The 23633-nt window shown below is 72.6% G+C and carries 19 protein-coding genes; 14 read left to right on the top strand and 5 right to left on the bottom strand.

The window, feature by feature from the left end; all coding sequences use genetic code 11:
* Nucleotides 1-16: 16 nt before the first annotated feature.
* Both OHN19_RS16380 and OHN19_RS16375 read right to left on the bottom strand, forming a co-directional pair.
* Nucleotides 17-1690: a serine/threonine-protein kinase gene (locus OHN19_RS16380; protein WP_330264910.1), complete on the bottom strand. Its 1674-nt coding sequence runs from the start codon at nt 1688-1690 to the stop codon at nt 17-19.
* 215 nt (nt 1691-1905) lie between these two features.
* Nucleotides 1906-2541 carry an RDD family protein gene (locus tag OHN19_RS16375; RefSeq protein ID WP_330264909.1) on the bottom strand — a complete coding sequence of 212 codons (636 nt, stop codon included), beginning with the start codon at nt 2539-2541 and terminating at the stop codon, nt 1906-1908.
* A 223-nt stretch (nt 2542-2764) separates the two neighbouring features.
* On the opposite strand from OHN19_RS16375, the gene OHN19_RS16370 reads away from it, so the two are divergent.
* The 6 genes from OHN19_RS16370 (at nt 2765) to OHN19_RS16345 (ending at nt 8802) form a co-directional block, all read left to right on the top strand.
* The gene (locus tag OHN19_RS16370; RefSeq protein WP_123762605.1) at nt 2765-3619 is read left to right on the top strand and encodes a bifunctional methylenetetrahydrofolate dehydrogenase/methenyltetrahydrofolate cyclohydrolase; all 855 of its coding nucleotides are present in this window, start codon (nt 2765-2767) and stop codon (nt 3617-3619) included.
* Nucleotides 3620-3779: 160 nt separating this feature from the next.
* Complete coding sequence (locus OHN19_RS16365) at nt 3780-4259, top strand: DUF3017 domain-containing protein (protein ID WP_330269633.1); 480 nt, start codon at nt 3780-3782, stop codon at nt 4257-4259.
* 242 nt (nt 4260-4501) lie between these two features.
* Nucleotides 4502-4963, top strand: a complete 462-nt coding sequence (locus tag OHN19_RS16360) for a helix-turn-helix transcriptional regulator (RefSeq protein ID WP_330264908.1) — start codon at nt 4502-4504, stop codon at nt 4961-4963.
* Between the two features lie 210 nt (nt 4964-5173).
* The gene (locus OHN19_RS16355; protein WP_330264907.1) at nt 5174-6358 is read left to right on the top strand and encodes a DUF2690 domain-containing protein; all 1185 of its coding nucleotides are present in this window, start codon (nt 5174-5176) and stop codon (nt 6356-6358) included.
* 288 nt (nt 6359-6646) lie between these two features.
* Nucleotides 6647-7636 (top strand): malate dehydrogenase, encoded by a 990-nt coding sequence (locus OHN19_RS16350; protein WP_330264906.1) that lies wholly within the window; start codon nt 6647-6649, stop codon nt 7634-7636.
* Between the two features lie 143 nt (nt 7637-7779).
* Nucleotides 7780-8802, top strand: coding sequence for a hypothetical protein (locus OHN19_RS16345; protein WP_330264905.1), 1023 nt, complete (start codon nt 7780-7782; stop codon nt 8800-8802).
* 397 nt (nt 8803-9199) lie between these two features.
* Here the strand turns inward: OHN19_RS16345 and OHN19_RS16340 are convergent, their stop codons facing one another.
* Nucleotides 9200-10639: an MFS transporter gene (locus OHN19_RS16340; protein ID WP_330264904.1), complete on the bottom strand. Its 1440-nt coding sequence runs from the start codon at nt 10637-10639 to the stop codon at nt 9200-9202.
* Nucleotides 10640-10732: 93 nt separating this feature from the next.
* Between OHN19_RS16340 and OHN19_RS16335 the strand changes: the two genes are divergently transcribed.
* Nucleotides 10733-11650: a LysR family transcriptional regulator gene (locus OHN19_RS16335; protein WP_330264903.1), complete on the top strand. Its 918-nt coding sequence runs from the start codon at nt 10733-10735 to the stop codon at nt 11648-11650.
* Here OHN19_RS16335 and OHN19_RS16330 read toward each other — a convergent pair.
* Complete coding sequence (locus tag OHN19_RS16330; RefSeq protein ID WP_330264902.1) at nt 11630-12526, bottom strand: MarR family winged helix-turn-helix transcriptional regulator; 897 nt, start codon at nt 12524-12526, stop codon at nt 11630-11632. The two genes, OHN19_RS16335 and OHN19_RS16330, sit on opposite strands and share 21 nt — an antisense overlap.
* A 150-nt stretch (nt 12527-12676) precedes the next feature.
* Here OHN19_RS16330 and OHN19_RS16325 point away from each other — a divergent pair, with 150 nt between their 5' ends.
* From OHN19_RS16325 to OHN19_RS16315, 3 genes are all read left to right on the top strand, one after another.
* A complete protein-coding gene (locus OHN19_RS16325) occupies nt 12677-14434 on the top strand; it encodes a hypothetical protein (protein WP_330264901.1) in 1758 nt (585 codons plus the stop codon).
* Between the two features lie 19 nt (nt 14435-14453).
* Nucleotides 14454-14810 (top strand): hypothetical protein, encoded by a 357-nt coding sequence (locus OHN19_RS16320; protein ID WP_330264900.1) that lies wholly within the window; start codon nt 14454-14456, stop codon nt 14808-14810.
* Between the two features lie 75 nt (nt 14811-14885).
* Nucleotides 14886-16418, top strand: coding sequence for a hypothetical protein (locus tag OHN19_RS16315; protein WP_330264899.1), 1533 nt, complete (start codon nt 14886-14888; stop codon nt 16416-16418).
* 96 nt (nt 16419-16514) lie between these two features.
* Here OHN19_RS16315 and OHN19_RS16310 read toward each other — a convergent pair whose 3' ends face one another.
* Nucleotides 16515-17288: a hypothetical protein gene (locus tag OHN19_RS16310; protein WP_330264898.1), complete on the bottom strand. Its 774-nt coding sequence runs from the start codon at nt 17286-17288 to the stop codon at nt 16515-16517.
* Nucleotides 17289-17478: 190 nt separating this feature from the next.
* Between OHN19_RS16310 and OHN19_RS16305 the strand changes: the two genes are divergently transcribed.
* From OHN19_RS16305 to OHN19_RS16290, 4 genes are read left to right on the top strand one after another with little or no spacing between them, the layout of a single operon-like run.
* Entirely contained in the window at nt 17479-19005 is a 1527-nt protein-coding gene (locus OHN19_RS16305) for an aldehyde dehydrogenase family protein (protein ID WP_330264897.1), read from the top strand.
* 45 nt (nt 19006-19050) lie between these two features.
* Nucleotides 19051-20580: a GMC family oxidoreductase gene (locus tag OHN19_RS16300; RefSeq protein ID WP_330264896.1), complete on the top strand. Its 1530-nt coding sequence runs from the start codon at nt 19051-19053 to the stop codon at nt 20578-20580.
* Complete coding sequence (locus OHN19_RS16295) at nt 20580-21686, top strand: glycine betaine/L-proline ABC transporter ATP-binding protein (protein ID WP_330264895.1); 1107 nt, start codon at nt 20580-20582, stop codon at nt 21684-21686. Before OHN19_RS16300 ends, OHN19_RS16295 begins: the two co-directional genes overlap by 1 nt.
* On the top strand, nt 21686-23632 hold the full coding sequence (locus OHN19_RS16290) for an ABC transporter permease (RefSeq protein ID WP_330264894.1): 1947 nt from the start codon (nt 21686-21688) through the stop codon (nt 23630-23632). Before OHN19_RS16295 ends, OHN19_RS16290 begins: the two co-directional genes overlap by 1 nt.
* The last annotated feature ends 1 nt before the right edge of the window (nt 23633 follow it).

Here is a 23633-nt window from a genome sequence, read left to right as displayed (position 1 = left end):
CACCGGCCTGGCGGCGCTACGTGGAACTGCGTAGCGCCGCCCATGTGTTGGGCCCCACCTGGCCGTCCACCTCCAGGCCCTTGGCGCTCTGGAACTGCTTGACCGCCGCCTGGGTGTCCCTGCCGAACTCGCCGTCCACGCCCGAACCGCCCACGCTGTAGCCGCGCTTGGTGAGCATGCACTGCACCTGCACGACCCGCTGGCCCTTGTCGCCGTAGTCGGTGAGTTCGGTGCCGGAGTAGTAGGTGCAGCCGGATATCCAGGCGGGGGTGGCCGGGGGAGCGGTGGTCCTGGTGACCGTGGCGGTGGCGGTCGGGGCGGGGGCGCCGCCGGAACCCCCGCCCTTCGCGCCCCCGTTGGGGGTGGTGGTCGCGGACGGGGTGGCGGCCGGCTCGTCGGCGGGGTCCTTCTGTTCCGTGCCCTTGCCCTTGTCGTCCTTCTTCTTCTCGTCCTCCTCCTTCTCCTTCTTCTCCTTGCCGGAGGGCGAGGCGGAGGCGGTGGGCGGGGCGGAGGTCGGTGTCGCGGAGGCGCTGACGCCCGTGGTGTCCGACGGGGCGGCCGCGGCCGGGGTGTCGGGGCGGGTGAGCAGGAAGGCGCCGACGGCCACCGCCGCGACGGCGAGGCCCGCGACGCCGACCAGGAGGGGCCTTCTGCGGGGGCCGTTCCCGGTGGACGCCGATGCCGGTGAGAGCACCGGCTGGGTCGGGGTGCGGAAGTGACTGCTCCCCGTGGGCAGGTCCGCCAGCACCGCGCACCCCTGCTGCCGCTCGCGGAGCCGGGCGGCGAGGGGTTCCTGCCAGTGGGCGGCGCGGCCGTGCCCGGCGGCCGTGGCGGCGGCCGTCAGCTGTCCCGGGGTGGGGCGCCCGGCGGGGTCCTTGGCGAGGCAGGCGGCCAGCAGCGAGGCCAGCGCGGGGTCCGATTCCGCCAGTTCGGCCATGACCTCGGCGTCGGGCGCCTCGAAGGCGACCCGGTGCATGACGTCCACGCCGGTTCCGTCGCCGAAGGGGGCGTGCCCGGTGGCGGCGTAGACGAGGGTGCAGCCCAGCGAGAAGACGTCGGAGGCGGCGTCGCAGCGGCCCTCGCGCAGATACTCGGGCGCCATGTAGGCGGCCGTGCCGACCCGGTTGCCGGTCGTGGTGATCGCGCTGCTGTCGGCCGCGCGGGAGATGCCGAAGTCGATGACGTGGGTGCCCCGCGGGGACAGGATCACGTTGGACGGCTTGAGGTCCCGGTGCACGACCCCGGCGGCGGTCAGCGCCGACAGGGCCTCGCCGAGTTCCGCCACCAGGCGCCACACCCCGGCCGGTTCCATCAGCCCGCACTCGCGTACGGCGTCGACGAGGGTGAGGCCGGGCAGGTACTCGGTCGCCATCCACAGCAGCGCGTCGTCGAACCCGGTGCCGAGCAGATGCGGTGCGCGGGGTGTGCGGACCCGCCCGTGCACGGCGGCCTCCCGCTCGAACCGCCGCCGGAAGTCCGGCCCTTCGGCGTACTCGGGCCGGATCACCTTCACGGCGGCGAGTCCCGGGCTGCCGTCGGCGTGCCGGGCCAGGTAGACCCGGCCCATGCCGCCGCTGCCGAGCAGCCCGAGCGGGGCGTACGGTCCGATGCGGGCGGGATCGGTGGGCAGCAGCGGGGCCGCGCCGACCTGCCGCAGGGCGGTGTCACCGGCCGTCGGTGTGTCTGTCACGGTTCCCCCGACCTGCCTCTTCTGTCCACAACATGCTCTCCGGTCACGCCAGTTGGCTGACGAGAGGCTATCGCCCCGTCACCGGGGAGCGCCGGGATACGGAGGGAACACCGCCGGACAACGCCCCGGGGCCGTGTCACGGTGTGACACGGCCCCGGGGAGAGGTGGCGAGGCGGCGACACGGCCGCCGGCCGTCGGTCGAGATGCGGTGGAACTCAGTTCGTACGGATGACGATGGTGGAGCAGACCTTGTCGGCGAAGGTCTGACGCTTGGCGTCCCAGGCCGGCCACAGCCACCCGAGGTAGCACGCCAGGCTGTCCAGGAAGTGCGCGAGACGGCGGACGAAGGCCATGCCGACGCCGAGGGGCTGGCCGTCGGACTCCCGCACCAGGCGGATGTTGAGCGCCTTCTTGCCGACCGTCTGGCCGGTGCGGCCCTCCATGATGAGCAGCCAGATCGCGAGGCCGATGATGACGAGGTAACCGATGATCACCAGGGCCGCCGTCTTGTTGGCCGCGCCGACGCCCACGAGGATGTAGGGCACCAGGAAGACCAGCCCGTCGACCAGGGTGCCCGCGAAACGCCGGCCCCAGCTCGCGTACGGCGGCTGGGCGCCGTACCCCGGCTGCTGCGGGTAGCCGTAGGCGGAGGCCGGGACCTGCGGCGCCTGCGGGTAGCCGTAACCGGGCTGCTGCGGGTAGCCCTGCTGCGGCGGGACGCCCTGCGGGGCCTGCTGCGGGTAGCCGTAACCGGGCTGCTGGGGCTGCTGCTGGGGGTAGCCGTAACCGGGCTGCGGCTGCTGGGGGTTCTGCGGCTGTTCGTACGGGTTGTTGGGCGAGCCGAAACTCATGGTGGGAATCCTCCGTGAACGCAAAGGGGACGTTGCGGAATTGTGCGGAGGAACGTCACGAAAAGAGCGGTATGCCCCCCGAACATCAGCCGCGTTACAGCGCCCTCCATCGTTCTAGGAGAGGAGAGCGGTTGTCCAGGCGCATTGCGATGTGTTGTGCAAGTGCAACCCGGATTGGAACCCTGATTGGAACCGGGGGCCGGTCATCCGGGAGGATGGGCACATGACCGCCCAGATTCTCGATGGCAAGGCCACCGCAGCCGCGATCAAGTCCGATCTGACCGCCCGCGTGGCGGCGCTGAAGGAGAAGGGCGTCACGCCCGGCCTCGGCACGATCCTCGTCGGGAGCGATCCCGGCAGTCAGAAGTACGTCGCCGGCAAGCACCGCGACTGCGCCGAGGTGGGCATCGCCTCCATCCAGCGTGAGCTGCCGGAGACGGCCACGCAGGAGGAGATCGAGGCGGTCGTCCGCGAACTCAACGCCGACCCCGCGTGCACCGGGTACATCGTCCAGCTCCCGCTGCCCAAGGGCATCGACGAGAACCGCATTCTGGAGCTCATGGACCCGGACAAGGACGCGGACGGACTGCACCCGATGAACCTGGGGCGGCTGGTGCTGAACGAGCCCGCGCCGCTGCCCTGCACGCCGAACGGCGTCCTCACCCTGCTCCGCCGCTACGGCGTCGAGATCAAGGGCGCGGAGGTGGTGGTCGTCGGCCGTGGCGTGACGATCGGGCGCCCGATGCCGCTGCTGCTCACCCGGCGCAGCGAGAACGCGACGGTGACCCAGTGCCACACCGGCACGCGGGACCTGTCGTCGCACCTCAAGCGCGCGGACATCATCGTCGCGGCGGCCGGCTCCGCCCACCTGATCCGCCCCGAGGACGTGAAGCCGGGCGCCGCCGTCCTCGACGTCGGTGTCTCCCGCAACGCCGAGGGCAAGATCGTCGGAGACGTCCACCCCGGGGTGGCCGAGGTCGCCGGCTTCATCTCCCCCAACCCCGGCGGCGTCGGCCCGATGACCCGGGCCCAGCTGCTCGTCAACGTGGTCGAGGCGGCGGAGCGCGGTGTCGCCTGAGACGGGGGAGCCGGAACGGCGGCCGGGCGTGGAGTCCCGGGGCGCCGGGCAGCAGCGTGCGGAGGCGCGGACGGTGGACGGGACACAGGCGCGGGTCGCCGAGGCCGACGAGGACCGTGAGCGTGCCGCGGCGGACACCTCGGCGCCCGCTTCCGACGACGTGAACGCCGCGGAGGATCCCGAGGAGCAGGCCGGGATCGTCGTACGGGATGCGATCAGCGCGCCCGACGTCGACGGGCGGCCGCGGCGCGCCACTCGGCGGTTTCCGCTGTTCACCAGGGACACCGCGCGGCCCGAGGGCGGTGGCCGGGCCGCGCCGCGGGACGCGCCGGCGCCCGCCCGGCAGTGGCCGGTGCTCGCCGTGCTGGCCGCGGTCGGTCTCGGACTGCTGCTGACCGCCCTCGACCGGTTCCGCGTCGGCACGCTCCTGATCGGCCTGGCCCTGCTCGCCGGTGCGGTGCTGCGCTGGCTGCTGCCGGACGTCGGCATGCTCGCCGTGCGCTCCCGGTTCACCGACATCGCGACCTACGGCGTGCTCGGCACCGCGATCGTGCTGCTGGCGATGATGGTGCAGCCGGACCCGTGGCTGGTGATCCCGTTCCTCAAGGACACCCTGCACTTCACGGTCACCAACAGCTGATCCCCGCGCGGGAGGGGCCGGAGGTCCGTCCCCTCCCCCGATGAGGGACGGACCGCCGTCGCGCTTCAGCCTCCCGCGGTGCGAGCGGGCCGTTCAACCGCTGTCGGTCCGCTGTGGCACAGCGGTGACGGTTCCGGCACGGTGTGAGTGACCTGCCACAACCGCCCCGCGGCCAGGAACCGATCCGGCCTCTGACGTCGTCAACTGCCTGGAAGCAGGTGAGGACGGCGTGGAGGTGGGCGATGAGTGGCTGGCAGCCGCTGCCCGACGATCTGCCGCCGGAGGTGCGGCACTTCGTGGAGCAGCTCAGGCGGCTCAAGGACCGCACGGGGCTCAGCCTGGTCGCCCTCGGCGCCCGCACCGCCTACAGCAAGTCCTCCTGGCACCGCTATCTCAACGCCACCCAGCCGCCGCCCCGCCAGGCCGTCGCCGCCCTGTGCCGGATCGCCGGTCTCGAGGGCACCGACGCCGAACGCCTCACCGTGCGCTGGGAACTCGCGGTCCAGGCCTGGCCCCGGCCGGCGTCCCCGGCCCCGCCGCCCGCCTCGGGGAGCGAGCAGTACGAGGACGACCCGACCCTGCCGTGGTGGGACGAGCCGCCGCGGGAGGAACCCGGCGGGATGAACCGGCTGCTGCTGGCCGCCGTACTGCTGCTCGCGCTTCTGCTGGCGGTCGGGGTCGTCGGGGCCGTGGTCTCTGGGTGAGCCGGGAACTGCCGTGACGGGCGTTATTTCCGATGTGTTCCTCGTGTGACGATGTATTGACAAGTTTGCGCTTTTGATACAGCACCGTTCGACAGCCCCGATAACGTGTCGAACTTGCCGATGCACCCGTGCGCCCGTGCCCGAAAAGCTGAGATCCTTGCAGCGCACGTGAGCACCACAGCACCGACCGGGGGGAAAGAGGGGGGAGCAATGCCTCGTTGGAAGGCCTTGCCGGACGACATGGATCCGCAGGTCAGGGAGTTCGCGAGCCAGCTGCGGCGGCTCGTGGACCGCAGCGGCCTGAGCATCGCGGCCGTCGCCGACCGCACGGGTTACAGCAAGACGTCCTGGGAGCGCTATCTGAACGGCCGGCTGCTCGCGCCGAAGGGCGCGATCGTCGCCCTGGCCGAGGTCACCGGCACCAATCCCATTCACCTGACCACGATGTGGGAGCTGGCCGAACGCGCCTGGAGCCGCTCGGAGATGCGGCACGACATGACCATGGAGGCCATCCGGATCTCCCAGGCGCGGGCCGCGCTCGGCGAGTTCGGGGCGCCGCCCGCGCCGGCCAAGAGCGGCAAGGCGGCCCGCAAGAGCGGCAGCGCGACGGCGACGCCGGGGGTGGCGGGGCCCGCGGGGGTCGCGCCCACGGTGCCGCCGCAGCCGACTCCGCAGGAGGCCGACAGCGCCTCTCCGTCCGCCAACTCCTGGGGCGTGGCCGGATATCAGGGCCCGTCGCAGGCTTCTTCGGGACGTACGGCCGCCGCCGCGGCGCCCGTCTCGGCCGACGGGCCGGGGTGGACGCCGGGGGCGCCCGGGCCGTACGACCAGCCGCAGGCGCGGCCGGGGAGCGGGGGGCCCGGTGGCTCCGGTTCCGGGGGGTCCGGTGGCTCCGGCTCCGGCGGGAAGCGGCGGCTGACGATGTTCCTCGCGGGGGTCGTGGGGGTGCTGGTCGTGGTCGCCGCCGTGTTCTTCCTGATCGACCCGGGAGGGGACAAGAAGCAGGGGGCCGAGAAGTCCCCGTCGCCGTCCCCCACCGCGTCCGTCCCGCTGCCCGCCGGGGTGAAGTGCAGCGGGGCCGGGTGCACCGGGAAGGACGCCGAGGCGATGGGGTGCAGCGGGAACCTGGTGACGACGGCCAAGACCGCGACGGTGGGGGCGGCCGTGGTCGAGGTGCGGTACAGCGAGACCTGCGGGGCGGCCTGGGGGCGCGTCACTCAGGCGGGCCAGGGGGACAAGGTCGAGGTGACCGCGGGCAAGGTGGCCGAGCAGAGCGGGAGCATCACCGAGGTGGGGGACACGATCGCCTACACGCCGATGGTCGCGGTGAAGGACGCGGCGGAGGCGAAGGCGTGTGTGACGCTGGCTTCCGGGCAGCGGGGGTGCACCGACTGAGCAATTCTTCTCGGCGTGTGCATGGGTTGTTGAATCCCGGGCACGCGAGAACTACCCCCACGGGAGTCCGGACACCGGTACCCCCATACGGCGGCCGCTTCCGTCCCCCCCCTCCCGGACGGGCGGCCGCCTTCTCCGTAGGGGGCCCTGTGGGGTGGGCCACACCGACCCGGACGTTCGGGTCACCGGATGCGCGATAGCCTGACCGGTGGATCTCTTGATGCCGAGAGATCGATCAAACGTCCGGGGCAGGGACGCCCCACCGCCAGCTGTCATACGGAGAACGCCATGACCCGCACTCCCGTGAACGTCACCGTCACCGGCGCGGCCGGCCAGATCGGTTACGCCCTGCTCTTCCGCATCGCCTCCGGCCAGCTGCTCGGCGCGGACGTGCCGGTCAAGCTCCGCCTCCTGGAGATCACCCCGGCGCTCAAGGCGGCCGAGGGCACCGCCATGGAGCTCGACGACTGCGCCTTCCCGCTCCTTCAGGGCATCGACATCACGGACGACCCGAACGTCGCCTTCGACGGCACCAACGTCGGTCTGCTCGTCGGCGCCCGCCCCCGCACCAAGGGCATGGAGCGCGGTGACCTCCTGGAGGCCAACGGCGGCATCTTCAAGCCGCAGGGCAAGGCCATCAACGACCACGCCGCGGACGACGTCAAGATCCTGGTCGTCGGCAACCCGGCGAACACCAACGCGCTGATCGCCCAGGCCGCCGCCCCGGACGTACCGGCCGAGCGCTTCACCGCCATGACCCGCCTGGACCACAACCGCGCGCTGACCCAGCTCGCGAAGAAGACGGGCACCTCGGTCGCCGACATCAAGCGGCTGACCATCTGGGGCAACCACTCCGCCACCCAGTACCCGGACATCTTCCACGCCACGGTCGCGGGCAAGAACGCCGCCGAGACCGTCAACGACGAGAAGTGGCTGGCCGAGGAGTTCATCCCGACCGTCGCCAAGCGCGGCGCCGCGATCATCGAGGCCCGTGGCGCGTCCTCCGCCGCCTCCGCCGCCAACGCCGCCATCGACCACGTGTACACCTGGGTCAACGGCACCGCGGACGGCGACTGGACCTCCATGGGCATCCCGTCGGACGGCTCCTACGGCGTCCCGGAGGGCCTGATCTCCTCCTTCCCGGTCACCACGAAGGACGGCTCCTACGAGATCGTGCAGGGCCTGGACGTCAACGAGTTCTCCCGCGCCCGCATCGACGCGTCGGTGAAGGAGCTGGAGGAGGAGCGCGAGGCGGTCCGCGCGCTCGGCCTCATCTGACCCGCTCCACGCCGAGTCTTCTCGACGGCTCTGTCACGAGCCTGCACGGGCCCTGTTCCGGTTCCTTCCGGAACGGGGCCCGTGGCCGTTTTTCGCCCTACGGTCGAAGCCTTACCCGGTGGGGTGATACGGGGGGATGCGCGATGAACGGCTGGAACGGCTACAGCTCCGGTTCCGGAGCGGAGCACGAACCGAGCGAGGAGAGAGGCCGGGCGGCCTGGAGCTCGGGGGAGACGCGGGCGGGGGAGCGGCCGCCGTGGGCGTCGGCCGAAGCGCGGGCGGGGGAGCGTCCGCCGTGGGCCTCGGCCGAGACGCAGACCTCCTTCGTGCCGCCCCGGGACCAGGAGGTCGCGCCGCCGTGGGCCGCGGCGCCGACCCAGGCCTCGCCGCTCGCGCCCGGCTGGGGGACGGCCCCGCCCACTCCGCCGTGGACCTCGCCGGTGCCGGTTCCCCCGGGTCCCGCGCCCCACCGGGTCCGGCGGGTGTTCGCCGCCCTCACGGTGGCCGTCCTGGTCGGGGTCGCGGTCGGCGCCGGCGTCTGGTTCCTCCTCCGGGACACCTCCCTCGGCTCCCGCTCCGGGGCGGGCCCGGCCCCGAAGGTCACGGCCACGTCGTCCTCGTCGCCGTCCTCCGCCTCGTCCGCGTCACCGGCCTCCACTTCGCCCTCCCCGCCCTCGTCCGGCGCGACCCCGTCGCCGCTGTCCTCCCCGGCCACCGGATACCGCCGCACCCAGGACCCCGTCGGCTACCGCGTCGACGTGCCCCGGGGCTGGACCCGCACCGAGAAGCAGGGCCAGGCCGCTCCCGTGGTGGTCTACGACGCCCCCGCCGACGGTCGCCGGCTCCAGATCTTCCGGATCGCGGAGGACACCCCGGCCCAGTCCCTGGACCTGGCCGAGAACGACCCCGGTTACGGCTTCGCGCGCCAGCCGGGCTACCAGGTCCTCGACCGCGCCTCCGGCACCACCTGGGCCGAACTCGCCTACCGCTACGACGACTCGGACCTCGGCGCCCGCCAGGTCGTCGACCACCGCTTCCAGGCCGCCGACGGCACGCTGTACGCGATCCGCGCCACCGGCCCCGCCGCCCTCGCCCCCGCTCGCGTGCGCGAACCGCTCACCAGGGCGCTGGCTTCCTTCTGCCCGACGGACACGGAGTGCCGCTGAGCCGCAGCTCCGGACCCCGTCTCCCCGACGCCCGGCACGGCTTGGCCCGGCCCAACTCCCGCACCGCCAACCGCCGTACGGTCCACGCATCCCCACCGGACAGGGGAGCCGACCGGCGGGTACGCCCGGTAGACGGCCCACGGGCGTCTCGGCCTCCCCGCAGCCGACGGGTCGGACAGCGCCCGACCAGGACGCGCACCTGTTGCTCGGGGCGGATGTCGAGCCCTGCGAGGCCGTCGCCTTCGACACGTACCCGGCGCATCCGGTCCGCGATCGGTTCGGTCTCGGTGACGACACCACGGATCATCATCAGTCCGACGACCGGGTTCAGCAGGAAGGGCACAGCGGCTCCTCGGGTCAACTGGAGCGCGGGCGGGGGTGGTTGAGGCGGCCCGCCTCAGCGGCGAACCGAACGCGATAGTACTCGTTTCCCGTCGAACGCGATAGTGCGTGACTCTCCGGACCGCTCCCGGTGACCGGCCACCACCAGCACCGTGGCTGCCAGCACCAGCAGGGCCACCGTGCGCAGGGCCGGGCCCATGCCGTGCGCGAGGTCGGGACGGGAGGCCAGGACCGTGCCGGTGACGGCGACCCCGAGGGCCGCGCCGATCTCGCGGGCGGAGGTGCCGAGGCCCGAGGCGAGGCCCGCCCGGTGCGGGGGGAGCGCGGTGGCGACGCCCAGGGTGAGCGCGGGCATGGACAGTCCGGTGCCGGCCGAGATGACCAGCAGCCAGCAGGCGTACAGCGCGTAGGGCGTGCCGGCGTCCACGGTGGACGCGCCGAGCAGACCGAGGCCGATCAGGGCCAGTCCGCCGGCGATGACCGGCATGGGGTGACCGGACCAGCGCGCGGCCAGTCTCGGCAGTACCGCCATGCCGACGATCAGCGGCAGGATCGCGACCCCGGCGAGGGCGGGGCCGTAGCCCTTCACGCCTTGCAGGTACTGCGAGTTGACGTAGAAGAGGGAGAACAGGCCGAAGAAGCCGGTCGCCATGCCGAGGGTCGTGGAGCGCAGCCTCGGCGAGGCGAACAGGCGGGGGTCGAGGAGCGGGGCGCGGGAGCGCAGGGAGTGCGCGGTGAAGGCGGCGAGGAGGACCGCGCCCGCCGCGAAGGCGGTCAGGATGCGCGGCGAGGTCCAGCCATGGACCGGGCCCTCGATGATGCCGAACAGGGTGGCCACCAGACCCGCCGTGAGCAGCAGGGTGCCGAGCGGGGCGAGTCGCTGTCGCGGGGCGCGGTCCGTGCGCGGGGTGGTGAGGGCGACCGTCCCGGCGAGCAGTGCGGCCAGCGGGACCATCAGGACGAACAGGGCGCGCCAGGTGAGGAACTGGCCCACCAGACCGCCGCCCAGGTTGCCCAGCATGCCGCCGAGTCCGATCGCCAGGGTCCAGGAGGCCATCGCCCGGGCCCGGCCCCCGGGACCCGCCAGACGCATCAGGATCGACATGGTCGCCGGGGTGATCAGCGCGGCCCCGGCCCCGGAGACGCCCCGCCCGGCGACGAGCAGCGCCGGGTCCTGGGCGAGGGCGCTGGTGGCGGCACCCGCGGCGAACAGGCCCAGGCCGGTGAGCAGAGCGCCCTTGTGACCGTGGCGGTCACCGAGCGCGCCCGCCGGGATGAGGAGGGAGGCGAAGACGATGACGTACGCGTCGACCGTCCACAGCAGCTCGCTGGACGAGGGGTGCAGCGACGACGAACTCAGCTGCGGGATCAGGAGGTTGATCGCGGCGACCATGCTCTGGGCGACCAGGACGCAGGCGCACAGGGCGAGCAGGGTGGAGCGTCTCAGGGCGGGCGCGGTGGGCGCCGGGACCGGGTCGAGGGCAGGTGAGGGCATGGCTCCTCCAGGGAGCGGGCGGTGGTGTGGGATGCCCTGTCACCGTAGGCTCGACGGTGTCCTGCACTCCAGTGCAACCTTTGCAAGGGATCGATGCGTGTGACGCAACTGGATCTGAATCTGCTGGTCGCCCTGGACGTGCTGCTGGAGGAGCAGAGCGTCGGAGGTGCCGCCCGGCGCCTGCACCTGTCCGAGCCCGCCATGTCCCGCACCCTCGGCCGGATCCGCAGGGCGCTCGGCGACCCCGTGCTGGTGCGCGCCGGGCGGCGGATGGTGCCGACCCCGCACGCGCTGGCCGTACGGGCCGAGGTGAGCGCGGTGGTGGAGCGGGCGCGGGCCCTGTTCGCGCCCGGGCGGGACGTCGATCTGCGCACGGTGGAGCGGACGTTCACGATCCTCGGTCACGACACCGTCGCCGCGGCCTGCGGGGCGGCCCTCCTGCGGCGGGCCGCCGCCGAGGCGCCCGGGGTGCGCATCCGGTTCCTGGCCGAGAGCCATGTGGACGTGCCGTTCCTGCGGGAGGGGACCGCCGATCTGGAGGTCGGGGTCGTGGACACGGTGGCGCCCGAGGTGCATGTGGAGGCGCTCCACGAGGACCGCATGGTGGCGGTCGTACGGCCCGGACATCCGCTGCTGAAGGGGGAGTTGACGGCAGAGCGGTACGCCGGGGCCGATCACCTGACCGTGTCCCGGCGGGGCAGGCTGCGCGGTCCGGTCGACGAGGCGCTCGCCGAACTCGGCCTGGAACGGCGGGTGGTGGCGGCGATCGCCACCTTCCCCTCCTCCCTCTTCGTGGTCCGGGACACCGACCTGGTCGGCCTGATCGGCTCCTGGGCGCTCCCGCTCGCCACCGCGCTCGGCCTCGTCACCTTCGAAGTGCCGCTGCGGCTGCCGCCGTTGCGGCTGGGGCTGGCCTGGCACCCGCGGCACGACGCCGACCCGGTGCACGCCTGGCTGCGGCGGACCGTGCGGGACCTGCTTGCCGACTGGTCAGGGACCCGGGGTTCCTAGGCGCTTCTCGAACCAGTGGTCGCCGTAGACGTGCTCGCTGTACGGCGGGATCTCCGTGTAGCCGCACGCCCGGTACATCGTCTGCGCCTCGGTGAGGGACGCGTGGGTGTCGAGGCGCAGGACGGTGAGACCGCGGGCCGCGGCCGCCGTCTCCAGGGCGGCGAGGAGGCGGCGGGCGAGACCCAGGCGGCGGGCGTCCGGGTGCACCCACACATGGCGGAGCTCGCCGACCCCCGGTTCCAGGCGCCGCAGCGCCCCGCAGCCCACGGGGCGGCCCTCCTCGTACGCCATGAAGAACGCGCCCGCGTCCCCCGAGACCTCCTCGGGGCGAACCAGGTCGGACGGGTCGAAGCCCTCCGGGAAGCGGGCGTCGATGTCGGCGGCGTAGGCGTCGAGACAGGCGCGGGCGTCCGGGGCCGCGCCGTCGACCGGGACCACGGTGATGCCGGCCAGGCGCAGCAGCCGCCGGGCGGTGCCGATCGCCTCGGTGAGCCGGTCCCGCTGGGGCCCGCTGAGCCCTTCGAGGAGACCGGCCGCGAGCGCGTCGGCCCGGCGGTTCTGCTCCGCCAGCTCGATGCGTCCGGCGGAGGTCAGCTCGACCATGCGCAGCCGGCTGTCGCCCGGGTGGACGCTGACCCGGACCAGTCCCTGGCCCTGGAGGGTCTTCGTCATCCGGCTCAGATAACCGGCGTCCAGACCGAGCCGGTTCCTGAGCTCGCGCAGCGAGACCCCCTCGCCGATCTCGAACAGCAGCCGCGCCTCGCCGAGCGGCCGGTCCTGGCCGAGGTAGTGGTCGTCGAGCGCGCCGATACGGCGGGTGAAGTAACGGTTGAACCGGCGGAACTCCGCCACCTGCTCTGTCGACACCGGGTCCATAATCTTTGACTGTAGTCAAAGGAATGCCGGTTGTCGTCGGGAAGTCCGTCAAACCGGCATTCCGGTTTCCGGTTCCCACCCGCACCTCTATGCTGATTGTTTGTCAACAACCGACGTGAACAAGGGCTTTGCACGCATCGGGGGAGTCGCGTGACTACTACATCCGTACCTCGGCAGCCGCAGGCGGCACCGCCGGGTCCGGTCACACCGCCGCACGCCAGCGAGGCGACCCGCCTGCTGTGCGCCGGCACCTATCTGGATTCCGGTTACCGCGACCGGGTCATCGAGCAACTGCACCTGAACGAACAGCGGATCGTGGCGCCCTCGCTCGGCCTCGACGCGGCCCGGGTGCTCGCGCACGCTCTGCGTGCCCGCCGCCAGGAGCTGCTGTGGGCCGGGGCGATCATCGGCCTGTGGGTGATCGGGCTGCCGCTCACCGGCGGACTGCTGGGCCTCGCCCTCGTCCCCAGCCTCATGCTCGCGATCGCCCCCTGGGTCCGCGGCAAGGGCCTGAACCCGCCGCTCTACCGCAGGCTGCCCGCCTTCCTGATCCGCTGGTGGGGCCGCGTCGGCTTCGCGATCTTCCTCGCCGTCACCCTGTTCGCCGCCTTCGGCGGCGGGGACGACGACCCCTCCTACGGCTCCTATTACGGCGAGTCGTCCTCCTACGGCGACTCCTACTTCGGCGGCTCCTACGGCGACTCGCCCGACGTCACGGACTTCCTGTTCCCCGACGTCGACCGGGCCGGCTCACTCATCGGGCCCCTCCAGGCCTGGCTCGTGATCGTCGTCCTCGCCCTGATCGCGGGGTGCGTGGCCGCCCAGCGCGGCCAGTTCGCCCGGGCGGTGGGCGCCGAACTGTCCCCGGAGCGCTTCCCGGACGCGGCCGGCGACCCCGCCGAGCGGGCCGAGGGGCCGCGCTTCCAGCGGCTGAAGGAGCGCATCCGGCTCGAACAGCACGCGCCCCTCGTCATGTACCACGAGAAGCGGCCCTTCTGCGGGGCCGGAGTCGCCTACGAGACCTGGGTCCTCGCCGTCGAGCTGCGGCCCGACGAGACCAAGAAGGAACAGCTCCCGCTCAACAACCGCGCGGTCCTGGAGAAGATCCGCCCGCTGCTCGAACAGCTGCGGCTGCCCTCGGAGTTCGCCGGGCACACGGTCCGCGACCGGCTGCGCTGGCTGGAGATCGACGAGTGCGTGTTCCTGCCCGCGGAGGGGCTGCGCCGGCGCGAGGAGGCGCCGTACCATCCGCAGGCCTTCGAGGAGCACCGGGCGCGGGCGGTCGAGGAGGGCGCCGAGAAGCGGCGGCACTTCCTGCGCATCCGCGTCGGCGGCTGGGAGGAGGAGCTGGTCGTCACGGTCTTCGTGCGCGTCCACACCCAGGGCGGCATGCTCATGCTGGAGATCGCCCCGCATGTGCTGCTGCCGGTGCGTGAGGACTTCAAGGACGCCGACCGCGCGGCGCACAACTACCGGCACAACAACGTCCTCGGCAAGGCCGCCTGGGCGGTGGCCCGGGTGCCGGGCTCCGCGGCCCGTTCCCTCGCCACCCTCGGCAGGGGCGTCGGGTACGTGTGGAAGCTGCTCACCGGCGGGTACGCGGGCGCGCTGCCGGACGGTCCCGCGCTGTCGGTGCGGGAGCTGGGCTCCATGGACGAGGGGTCCACCTTCCAGGAGATGGACGCCTACCGCTATCTCCGCAGCGTCCAGGACCGGGTCGCGCACGGCGTGCTGACGGCGCTCGCCGAATCCGGTTACCAGACCGGCGAGTTCGTCCAGAAGATCGTGAACATCAGCAGTGGCGGGGTGCACGTCGAGGGCGGCGTCCACGGCAGTACGTTCGCGGCGGGCAAGTACGCCACCGCGTCTTCGGGTACGGCGGGCGCGGGCGCCGCGTCGCAGAAGTAGCAGAAGGGGAGCGGCAGCAATGGCAACGGATGAACCGGGCGTCAGCATCAGCGGAGGGGTGCACGGCAGCACCTTCGCCATCGGCAGCCACGCGCGGGCCGAGAGCCACCACGGGGTCGCGCCCCAGCGTGACGAGGCCGCCGAGGCGCTCCTGACCGCGGTACGGGAACTCCGCGCGGACCTCACCCGGCTCCGGTCCACGGACGAGACGGCGGTGCTGGACACCGCGCTCGCCGAGACGGAGGAGGAGATCGTCACGACGGGCCAGGCGGGCCCGACCCGCCGGGAACGCCTGCGGGCCCTGCTGGACGACTCACAGGCACTGGTGAGCCTCGTGGCTTCGGCGGGGGCTGTGGCGGGGTTGTTGGGATTGTGACGGGGGCGGGGCACGGTCGACAGAGGTGGGCATGAGCGGGGGAGTGCTGGACGGACGCCTGAAGGGGGCGGCGGCATGAGCGGGGGCGTGCGGTACTGGAACGAGGAGTCGCAGCGGTGGGAGGACGGGGACGGGAGCCAGACGGTGACCGGCCCGGTCACCCCGCCGCCGTCGCCCTGGCCGGGGGCGTCGCCGACATGGCCGCCCGGCGTACCGGGTCCGGTGCCATCGGCTGACGAGCCGGCCACGTCTTCGACCGACGCCGCCCCCGCCACTCCCGCCGGGCCTCCGGCCCCTCCGGCCGCCCCCGTGTGGCCGCCGGCAGCCGGATCGGACGGCGAGGCCGGGGCGGACGGCGTGGATGCCGGTCCCGAGACGGTCGTCGGGTCGACCGGGGTGGACGGCGTGGATGCCGGTCCCGAGACGGTCGTCGGGTCGACCGGGGTGGACGGCGTGGATGCCGGTCCCGAGACGGTCGTCGGGTCGACCGGGGTGGACGGCGTGGATGCCGGTCCCGAGACGGTCGTAGGGTCGGCCGGGTCGCACGGCGTGGGCGCCGGTTCCGGCACGGCCGTCGGCTCGGCCGCGGGGGCCGGTCCCGGAGAACCGCCTTCGTCCTTCACCACATCCGCTTCGCCCTCCGCTCCCCCCGCCTCCTCCCTCCCCGGGCCGCCCCCCTCGCCCTCCCCCCTCCCCCCACCTCCCGTCGGCTGGCCCGGCGGAGGTCAAGGCGGGGGCGGCGGTTGGCATGGGCCCGGCGTCGGTGGCAGTGGCTCCGGCGACGGCTGGTCGTCCGTCGAGCAGGTCGGCGGCGGGGGCGTGCCGTCGGCCGAGTGGTCGGGGTCCTCCTGGTCCACCGCGGGGCAACCGGCCGTAGCCCCGCCCGCCCCGGGGCGGAACCGCCGGCTCGTCTGGTCCGTGCTCGTCGGTGCCGCCGCCGTCGGGGTCGTCACCACCCTGGTGCTGACCCTGGTCGTCGGCGGCGGCGACAAGGACGACCAGGGCGGGGGCGGCAGCCCGTCGCCCACGGAAGCCGTCTCGCAGCAGAGCGACCCCGTCGGGTCGCCGACCCCCTCGCCCACCGAGGAGTCGGCCTCCCCGCTCGCCTCGGCACCCGAACTCCCCGCCGGATACGAGCTGTACGAGGACCAGGAGGGCTTCCGTATCGCCCGCCCCGCGGGCTGGACGCGGAGCACCGTGCCCTCCCAGTTCGGCATCGACGTGGTCAACTACCGCAGCGCGGACGGCGAACAGCGGCTCCAGGTGTACCAGATCGCGGAGAGCTCCCCGGAGGAGTCCTTCCGGCTCTACCTCTCCGCCGACACCACCAAGCCGAACGGCTTCGAGAAGCTGGACCTGCGGCCCGTGGACGACGACGGCTTCACCGGCGAACGCCTGGAGTACGTGGCCGACACCCTCAGCGGCGAACCCGACATAGGGCCCTGGCACGTTTACGACGAGCGGTTCGTCGCCCAGGACGGCATGATCTACGCGATAGCCGCCTACGGCCTCCAGAAGGACGGCACCCAGGACGAACTCGAGCTCCTGACCAGCGCGTTGAAGGGATTCTGCGCGCCCTACGCCTGCGACCCGGCGGCCATCGACTGAACCCGCCCCGGCCCGCGCACCGACCCGCACATAGGCCCGCGCACCGGCCCGCGCACAGGCCCGCGCACCGTCTCACGCGTCAGCTCGGGCCCCGGCTCACGCGCTCTGCAACTCGTCCCGCAGCCTGTTCACGTCCACGCTCTCGTCCGCCGACGGTGTCTTCGACGGGACCGGCCTGCCGTAGTCCGAGAAGGACAGCGTCATGTCGGTCCCGTCGCCCTTCTGCGTGGCCCGCACCAGCCGGTGCGGGGTGTCCGACGTGACGTACAGGACCACCCGCTTGCCCTCCGAGGTGCCCTTCAGCGGGATCACGTCCGTGCCGTCGACCTTCGTCTCCGCGCCCTTCGTCAGCCGCTCGGCGTCGGAGGAGTCCGCGGTGACGTCCTTCTGGAAGGAGGTCAGGTCGCAGGTGTCGGCCAGGCCCTTGAGCATCGCGTCCCGCGTGGAGCCGTGCAGATAGCGGTTCTTGAGGAGCTCGGCCACCGCGTCGCCCTGGCCGCCCGGCACCTGCGCCTTCCAGAACGCGATGTCCGGCTTCATCCACACCTCGGCGCCCCGCTTGACGATCTCCACACTGCCGCCGCCTGAGCCCATCCTCATCGTGCCGGCGCAGTTGCCGTCCTGGTCGAGGGCGAGGTCCATCGAGACCGGCTGGGTCCTGCTCGTGCGGGTGCCGGCGCTGCGGTCCGTGAGCCTCAGACGGACGGACTCGGCGTCGAGGAGGTTCTTCTTCGCCTGGTCGGCCAGCTCACGCGCGCTCGGATCGTCGGCGGCGGCGACCGGGGAAAGGCCCGGTGCGAGCGGGACCAGGCCCGGCGACAGCAGAAGGGCCGCTCCGGCCGCCGTAGCGATCAGCACTCTCGGTGCCATGGCGTCACCTCCACGCAGGGCACATCCAGCGTACTTTTCGCCCGATTTGCCCGCATGTTCAGTGAGCAAGCGCACTTTCGGCCATCGATTGCGCATGCAATCGAAGGTCCGGGGCATGCGATGACGGTCCCGGTGAGTGACACGGGTGTGACACAGGGGCACTGAACAGGAACGGAAGGCAACACCGATCATGGCCGGACAGCACGCGCGGCAGGAGCCGCAGACCATCCACGCGGGCGGCGAATGGCGCGCAGCCGTTTCCGGGGCCACCCGCGAGATCCTCGACCCCGCCGACGCACGGCCGTTCGCCGTGGTCGCCGAGGGTGACGAGAAGGACACCGACCTGGCGGTCGCCGCCGCCCGCCAGGCGTTCGACTCAGGACAGGGCCCCTGGCCGCTCACCCCCGTCGCCGAACGCGCCGCACTGCTGCGCCGCGTCGCCGATCTTCTCGTACGCGACCGCGAAGAACTCGGCCTCCTGGAGAGCCGGGACGCGGGCAAGACCGTCGAGGAGGGCCGCGTCGACATCGACTGTGTCGCCGACGCCTTCCGCTACTTCGCCGACCTCGTCGCGGGCGAGGCTCCCGGCCGGGTCGTGGACGCCGGCTCGACGGACGTCCACAGCGTCGTCGTACACGAACCCCTCGGTGTGTGCGCGCTGATCACCCCCTGGAACTACCCGCTCCTCCAGGCCAGTTGGAAGATCGCCCCGGCGCTCGCGGCCGGCAACACCTTCGTGGTCAAGCCGAGCGAGATCACCCCGATGACGACGATCGCGCTCATCGAGCTGCTGGTCGAGGCGGGGCTGCCGGAGGGCGTGGCCAACATCGTGACCGGCCCCGGCCACACCGTCGGTGCCCGGCTCGCCGAGCACCCCGACGTCGACCTTGTCTCCTTCACCGGCGGTCTGGTCAGCGGCACCAAGGTCGCGCAGGCCGCGGCGCCCTCTGTCAAGAAGGTCGCCCTCGAACTCGGCGGCAAGAACCCCAACGTGGTCTTCGCCGACGCCTGCGCCACCCCCGAGGGCTTCGACACCGCCGTCGACCAGGCCCTCAACGCCGCCTTCATCCACAGCGGCCAGGTCTGCTCCGCGGGCGGCCGCCTCATCGTCGAGGAGTCCGTCCGGGACCGCTTCGTCGCCGAACTCGCCCGCCGCGCCGCGAAGATCCGCCTCGGCCGCGGCACCGAGGACGGTGTCGAGTGCGGGCCGCTGGTCTCCGAGCAGCAGCGCGCCAAGGTCGAGTCCTACGTCGCCTCCGCGCTGGAGGAGGGCGCCGTGCTGCGCTCCGGCGGCCAGCGCCCCGAGCCCTCGCCCGAGCGCCCCGCCGACGGCTACTTCTACGAGCCGACCGTCCTCGACCGCTGCCACCGCGAGATGCGGGTCGTGCGGGAGGAGGTCTTCGGCCCGGTCCTCACCGTCGAGACCTTCCGTACCGAGGCCGAGGCGATCGCCCTCGCCAACGACACCGAGTACGGCCTCGCCGGCGCCGTCTGGACCGCCGACGCCGGACGCGCCCGCCGGGTCGCGGGACGGCTGCGCCACGGCACCGTCTGGATCAACGACTTCCACCCCTACCTGCCGCAGGCGGAGTGGGGCGGCTTCGGCAAGAGCGGGGTGGGCCGCGAGCTCGGCCCCGCCGGCCTCGCCGAGTACCGCGAGACCAAGCACGTCTACCAGAACCTCGCGCCGAAGCCCGTGCGCTGGTTCGCCGACTGAGCTCACTCGCCCTCCCCTCTCTCAAGACTTCACTGGAGTACCCCCATGTCCGAGATCAAACAGGAGTACGACTACGTCGTCATAGGCGGTGGCACAGCGGGCTCCGTCATAGCCTCCCGCCTCACCGAGAACCCCGACGTCACGGTCGCCGTCATCGAGGGCGGCCCCAGTGACGTCGGCCGGGACGACGTCCTCACCCTTCGCCGCTGGATGGGCCTGCTCGGCGGCGAACTCGACTACGACTACCCCACCACCGAGCAGCCACGCGGCAACTCGCACATCCGGCACAGCCGGGCCCGCGTCCTCGGCGGCTGTTCCTCCCACAACACCCTCATCGCCTTCAAGCCGCTGCCGTCCGACTGGGACGAGTGGGAGGAGGCGGGCGCCAAGGGCTGGGGCGCGGTGCCGATGGAGGCGTACTACGCCCGGCTGAAGAACAACATCGTCCCGGTGGACGAGAAGGACCGGAACGCCATCGCCCGCGACTTCGTCGACGCGGCCCAGAAGGCCCTTCAGGTCCCCCGGATCGAGGGCTTCAACAAGAAGCCCTTCGACGACGGCGTCGGCTTCTTCGACCTGGCCTACCACCCGGAGACCAACAAGCGCTCCTCCGCGTCGGTGGCGTACCTGCACCCGGTGATGGACGAACGCCCCAACCTCACGATCCTGCTGGAGACCTGGGCGTACAGGCTGGAGCTGGACGGCACGCGCGCGGAAGGTGTGCACGTGCGGTCCAAGGACGGCCAGGAGACCCTGATCAGGGCCCGCCGTGAAGTCGTCCTGTGCGCGGGCGCCGTCGACTCGCCCCGCCTGCTGCTGCACTCCGGCATCGGCCCCCGCAAGGATCTCGAAGCCCTCGGCATCCCGGTCGTCCACGACCTGCCGGGCGTCGGCGAGAACCTCCTCGACCACCCCGAGTCGGTCATCGTCTGGGAGACCAACGGCCCGATCCCGGAGAACTCCGCGATGGACTCCGACGCGGGCCTGTTCGTGCGCCGCGACCCCGACCACGCGGGCCCCGACCTGATGTTCCACTTCTACCAGGTCCCCTTCACCGACAACCCCGAACGGCTCGGCTACGAACGCCCGGCGTACGGCGTCTCGATGACCCCGAACATCCCCAAGCCGAAGAGCCGCGGCCGCCTGTACCTGACCAGCGCGGACCCGGAGGTCAAGCCCGCCCTCGACTTCCGCTACTTCACCGACGAGGACGACTACGACGGCCGCACCCTCGTCGACGGGATCAGGATCGCCCGCGAGATCGCGCAGACCGAACCCCTCGCCGGCTGGCTGAAGCGGGAGGTGTGCCCCGGCCCCGACATCACCGGTGACGAGGAGCTGAGCGAGTACGCCCGTAAGGTCGCGCACACCGTCTACCACCCGGCGGGCACCTGCCGCATGGGTGCCGCCGACGACGAACTGGCCGTCGTGGACCCCGAGTTGAGGATCCGCGGTCTGGACGGCATCCGTATCGCGGACGCGTCCGTGTTCCCGACCATGACCGCCGTGAACCCCATGATCGGGGTGCTCATGGTCGGTGAGAAAGCCGTCGACCTGCTGGGAGGTGGTGCGTGATGAGTACGACCGCGACCATGGAGAAGCCCCCGACCACCGACAACCCGGTGTTCTCCGTCGACGGCCTGTGGAAAGTCTTCGGCCCCAAGGCGGAGCGCGTCCCCGAGGACGCCGAACTGGCCGCCCTGGCCCCCGCCGACCTGCGCGCTCAGACCGGCTGCACGGCGGCCGTCCGGGACGTGAGCTTCGACGTCCGCAAGGGCGAGGTCTTCGTCGTCATGGGCCTGTCCGGCTCCGGCAAGTCCACGCTGGTGCGCTGTCTGACCCGGCTCATCGAGCCGACCGCCGGCACGATCTGCATCGACGGCGAGGACGTCCGCGCGATGGACAGGTCCCGGCTGCGTGAACTGCGCCGGCACCGCGCCGCGATGGTCTTCCAGCACTTCGGCCTCCTCCCGCACCGCACGGTCCTCGACAACGTGGCGTACGGCCTGGAGGTCCAGGGCGTCGGCAAGGCCGAGCGCCGGGCGCGGGCCGCCGAGGTCGTCGCCAAGGTCGGCCTGGAGGGCATGGAGCAGCGCAAGCCGTCCCAGCTGTCCGGCGGCCAGCAGCAGCGCGTCGGCCTCGCCCGGGCGCTCGCGGTGGACCCGCAGGTCCTCCTGTTCGACGAGCCGTTCAGCGCGCTCGACCCGCTGATCCGGCGGGACATGCAGGAGGAGGTCGTGCGCCTGCACCGCGAGGAGGGCCGCACCATGGTCTTCATCACGCACGACCTGAGCGAGGCGCTCAAGCTCGGCGACCGGATCGCCCTGATGCGCGACGGCAAGGTCGTTCAGCTGGGCACCCCCGAGGAGATCGTCGGCTCCCCGGCCGACGGCTATGTCCGCGAGTTCGTCCGGGACGTGCCGCGCGAGCAGGTCATGACGGTCCGCAGGGCCATGCGGCCCGGCGACTGCGCGGGCCCGACCCATCCGGGCGCCCTCACCCCCGACGCCGTGGTCGCCGACGCCATCAAGGTGGTCGCCGAGCGCGGCGGTCCGGCGTGCGTCGTCGAGCGGGGCCGCTGCCTGGGCGTCGTCGACCACGAGCGTCTGCTCGGTGTGGTCGCCGGAACGGAACTCCGTGAGGGAGCCTCCGGATCGGAGCTGCGCAAGGAGGCCGTCTGATGGCCACGGTCACCGCGTCCACGCCCCGCTCCCTGCCCACCGGACTGCTCAGGCACCGTGCGGTCCACAAGATCCTGCTCATCGCCCTGGCCGCCGCGGTCCTCGTCCCCCTCGCCAACGCCCAGTGGGCCAGCGGCAGTTGGCCCGCCGCCCTCACCGTCGACCTCACCAAGCCGCTCGGCAGCGCCAGCGACTGGATCATCGACAACCGCGACAGCCACCCGCTGTTCCTCTACTTCTTCGGCTACCTCAGCAACGCCGTCGTGATCTCCGTGCACGCCGTGTACGTCGTCCTGCTCGAAGCGGGCTGGGCCGGCGTCACCGCGCTCGGCGCCCTGGTGGCCTGGCGGGTCGCCGGTGTCCGGCTCGCCGTGGGCACCGCGGCCGCGTTCCTCGCCTGCGGGCTGCTCGGCATGTGGGTCCCCACCATGCAGACCCTCGCCCTGATGGTCGTCGCCGTACTCGCCTCGGTCGTGGTCGGCGCCCTGCTGGGACTCGCCGCCGGACTCTCCCGCCGTATGGACAAGGTCCTGCGCCCGGTCCTGGACACCATGCAGGTCATGCCCGCCTACGCCTACCTCCTCCCGGTGGTCCTGATCTTCGGCATGGGCGTACCCGCCGCCGTCCTCGCCACCGTCGTCTACGCCGCCCCGCCCATGGCCCGCCTCACCGCCCTCGGCCTCCAGGGCGCGGACAAGGGGGTCCTGGAAGCGGTCGAGTCGCTGGGCACCACCGCCCGCCAGCGGCTGCTGACCGCCCGCATCCCGCTGGCCCGCAAGGAGCTCATGCTCGGCCTCAACCAGACGATCATGATGGCCCTGTCGATGGCCGTCATCGCGTCCGTGATCGGCGCCGGTGGTCTCGGAGACCGCGTCTACCAGGCGCTGGCCTCCGTCGACGTGGGCGCCGCCCTCGCGGCCGGCATCCCGATCGTGCTGCTGGCCGTCGTCCTCGACCGGGTCACCGGCGCGGCCGGAGCGGCCGACGACAGCACCGGGGGACAGGGGCGCGCCGGATGGGCGTACGCCCTCGCCGGGACCGTCGTCGTGGCGGTCGCCGGACGTCTGCTGGGCCGGCTCGACTGGCCCGACGCCTGGACGCTGAACATCGCCGAGCCCGTCAACCGGGCCGTCGACTGGATGACCGCCCACCTCTACTCCGGCGTCCCCGTCATCGGCGGCACCGCCGACTGGGCGGCCCACTTCACCACCTGGATCCTCGACCCGGTCCGCGACGGACTCCAGGGGCTGCCCTGGTGGTCCGTGCTGCTTGTCGTCGCCACCCTGGCCTGGCTGATCGGCACCTGGCGCACCGCGCTCACCGCCGTCCTCGCCATGGCCGCGATCGGTGTCCTCGGCGTGTGGACCCCCGCGCTGGACACGCTGTCCCAGGTCCTCGCGGCCGTCGCCGTCACGCTCGTCCTCGGCTTCGCGACCGCCGTCGCGGCGGCCCGCAGCGACCGCTTCGAGCGGATGCTGCGACCGGTCCTGGACGTCTTCCAGACGATGCCGCAGTTCGTCTACCTGATCCCGGTCGTCGCCCTGTTCGGCGTCGGCCGCGCGCCCGCCGCCGCGGCGGCCGTCGTCTACGCGCTGCCCGCCGTCGTCCGCATCACCACCCAGGGTCTGCGCCAGGTCGACCCGGCGGCCATGGAGTCCTCCCGGTCCCTCGGCGCGACCAGCTGGCAGCAGCTGCGCCAGGTCCAACTCCCGCTCGCCCGCCCCGCGTTGCTGCTCGCCGTCAACCAGGGCGTGGTCCTCGTCCTCGCCGTCGTCGTCATCGGCGGCCTGGTCGGCGGAGGCGCGCTCGGCTACGACACCGTCTTCGGCCTGGCCCAGGGCGACCTGGCCACCGGCCTGGTCGCCGGTGCCGCCATCGTCTGCCTCGGCCTGATGCTCGACCGGGTGACGCAACCGACGGAACGCAGCAAGAGGAAGGGAGCCTGAC

Origin of the sequence: Streptomyces griseorubiginosus (assembly GCF_036345115.1) — a bacterium.
Taxonomy (GTDB): domain Bacteria; phylum Actinomycetota; class Actinomycetes; order Streptomycetales; family Streptomycetaceae; genus Streptomyces; species Streptomyces griseorubiginosus_C.
Note: the sequence above shows the minus strand (reverse complement) of the source record. Positions and strands in the feature narration are given on the sequence as shown.

Coding starts and splice junctions, on each gene's coding strand:
- OHN19_RS16375 (WP_330264909.1), bottom strand. CDS start 2,541: ATGAGTTTCGGCTCGCCCAACAACCCGTACGAACAGCCGCAGAACCCC.
- OHN19_RS16370 (WP_123762605.1), top strand. CDS start 2,765: ATGACCGCCCAGATTCTCGATGGCAAGGCCACCGCAGCCGCGATCAAG.
- OHN19_RS16360 (WP_330264908.1), top strand. CDS start 4,502: ATGAGTGGCTGGCAGCCGCTGCCCGACGATCTGCCGCCGGAGGTGCGG.
- OHN19_RS16355 (WP_330264907.1), top strand. CDS start 5,174: ATGCCTCGTTGGAAGGCCTTGCCGGACGACATGGATCCGCAGGTCAGG.
- OHN19_RS16350 (WP_330264906.1), top strand. CDS start 6,647: ATGACCCGCACTCCCGTGAACGTCACCGTCACCGGCGCGGCCGGCCAG.
- OHN19_RS16345 (WP_330264905.1), top strand. CDS start 7,780: ATGAACGGCTGGAACGGCTACAGCTCCGGTTCCGGAGCGGAGCACGAA.
- OHN19_RS16340 (WP_330264904.1), bottom strand. CDS start 10,639: ATGCCCTCACCTGCCCTCGACCCGGTCCCGGCGCCCACCGCGCCCGCC.
- OHN19_RS16335 (WP_330264903.1), top strand. CDS start 10,733: ATGCGTGTGACGCAACTGGATCTGAATCTGCTGGTCGCCCTGGACGTG.
- OHN19_RS16330 (WP_330264902.1), bottom strand. CDS start 12,526: ATGGACCCGGTGTCGACAGAGCAGGTGGCGGAGTTCCGCCGGTTCAAC.
- OHN19_RS16320 (WP_330264900.1), top strand. CDS start 14,454: ATGGCAACGGATGAACCGGGCGTCAGCATCAGCGGAGGGGTGCACGGC.
- OHN19_RS16315 (WP_330264899.1), top strand. CDS start 14,886: ATGAGCGGGGGCGTGCGGTACTGGAACGAGGAGTCGCAGCGGTGGGAG.
- OHN19_RS16310 (WP_330264898.1), bottom strand. CDS start 17,288: ATGGCACCGAGAGTGCTGATCGCTACGGCGGCCGGAGCGGCCCTTCTG.
- OHN19_RS16305 (WP_330264897.1), top strand. CDS start 17,479: ATGGCCGGACAGCACGCGCGGCAGGAGCCGCAGACCATCCACGCGGGC.
- OHN19_RS16300 (WP_330264896.1), top strand. CDS start 19,051: ATGTCCGAGATCAAACAGGAGTACGACTACGTCGTCATAGGCGGTGGC.
- OHN19_RS16295 (WP_330264895.1), top strand. CDS start 20,580: ATGAGTACGACCGCGACCATGGAGAAGCCCCCGACCACCGACAACCCG.
- OHN19_RS16290 (WP_330264894.1), top strand. CDS start 21,686: ATGGCCACGGTCACCGCGTCCACGCCCCGCTCCCTGCCCACCGGACTG.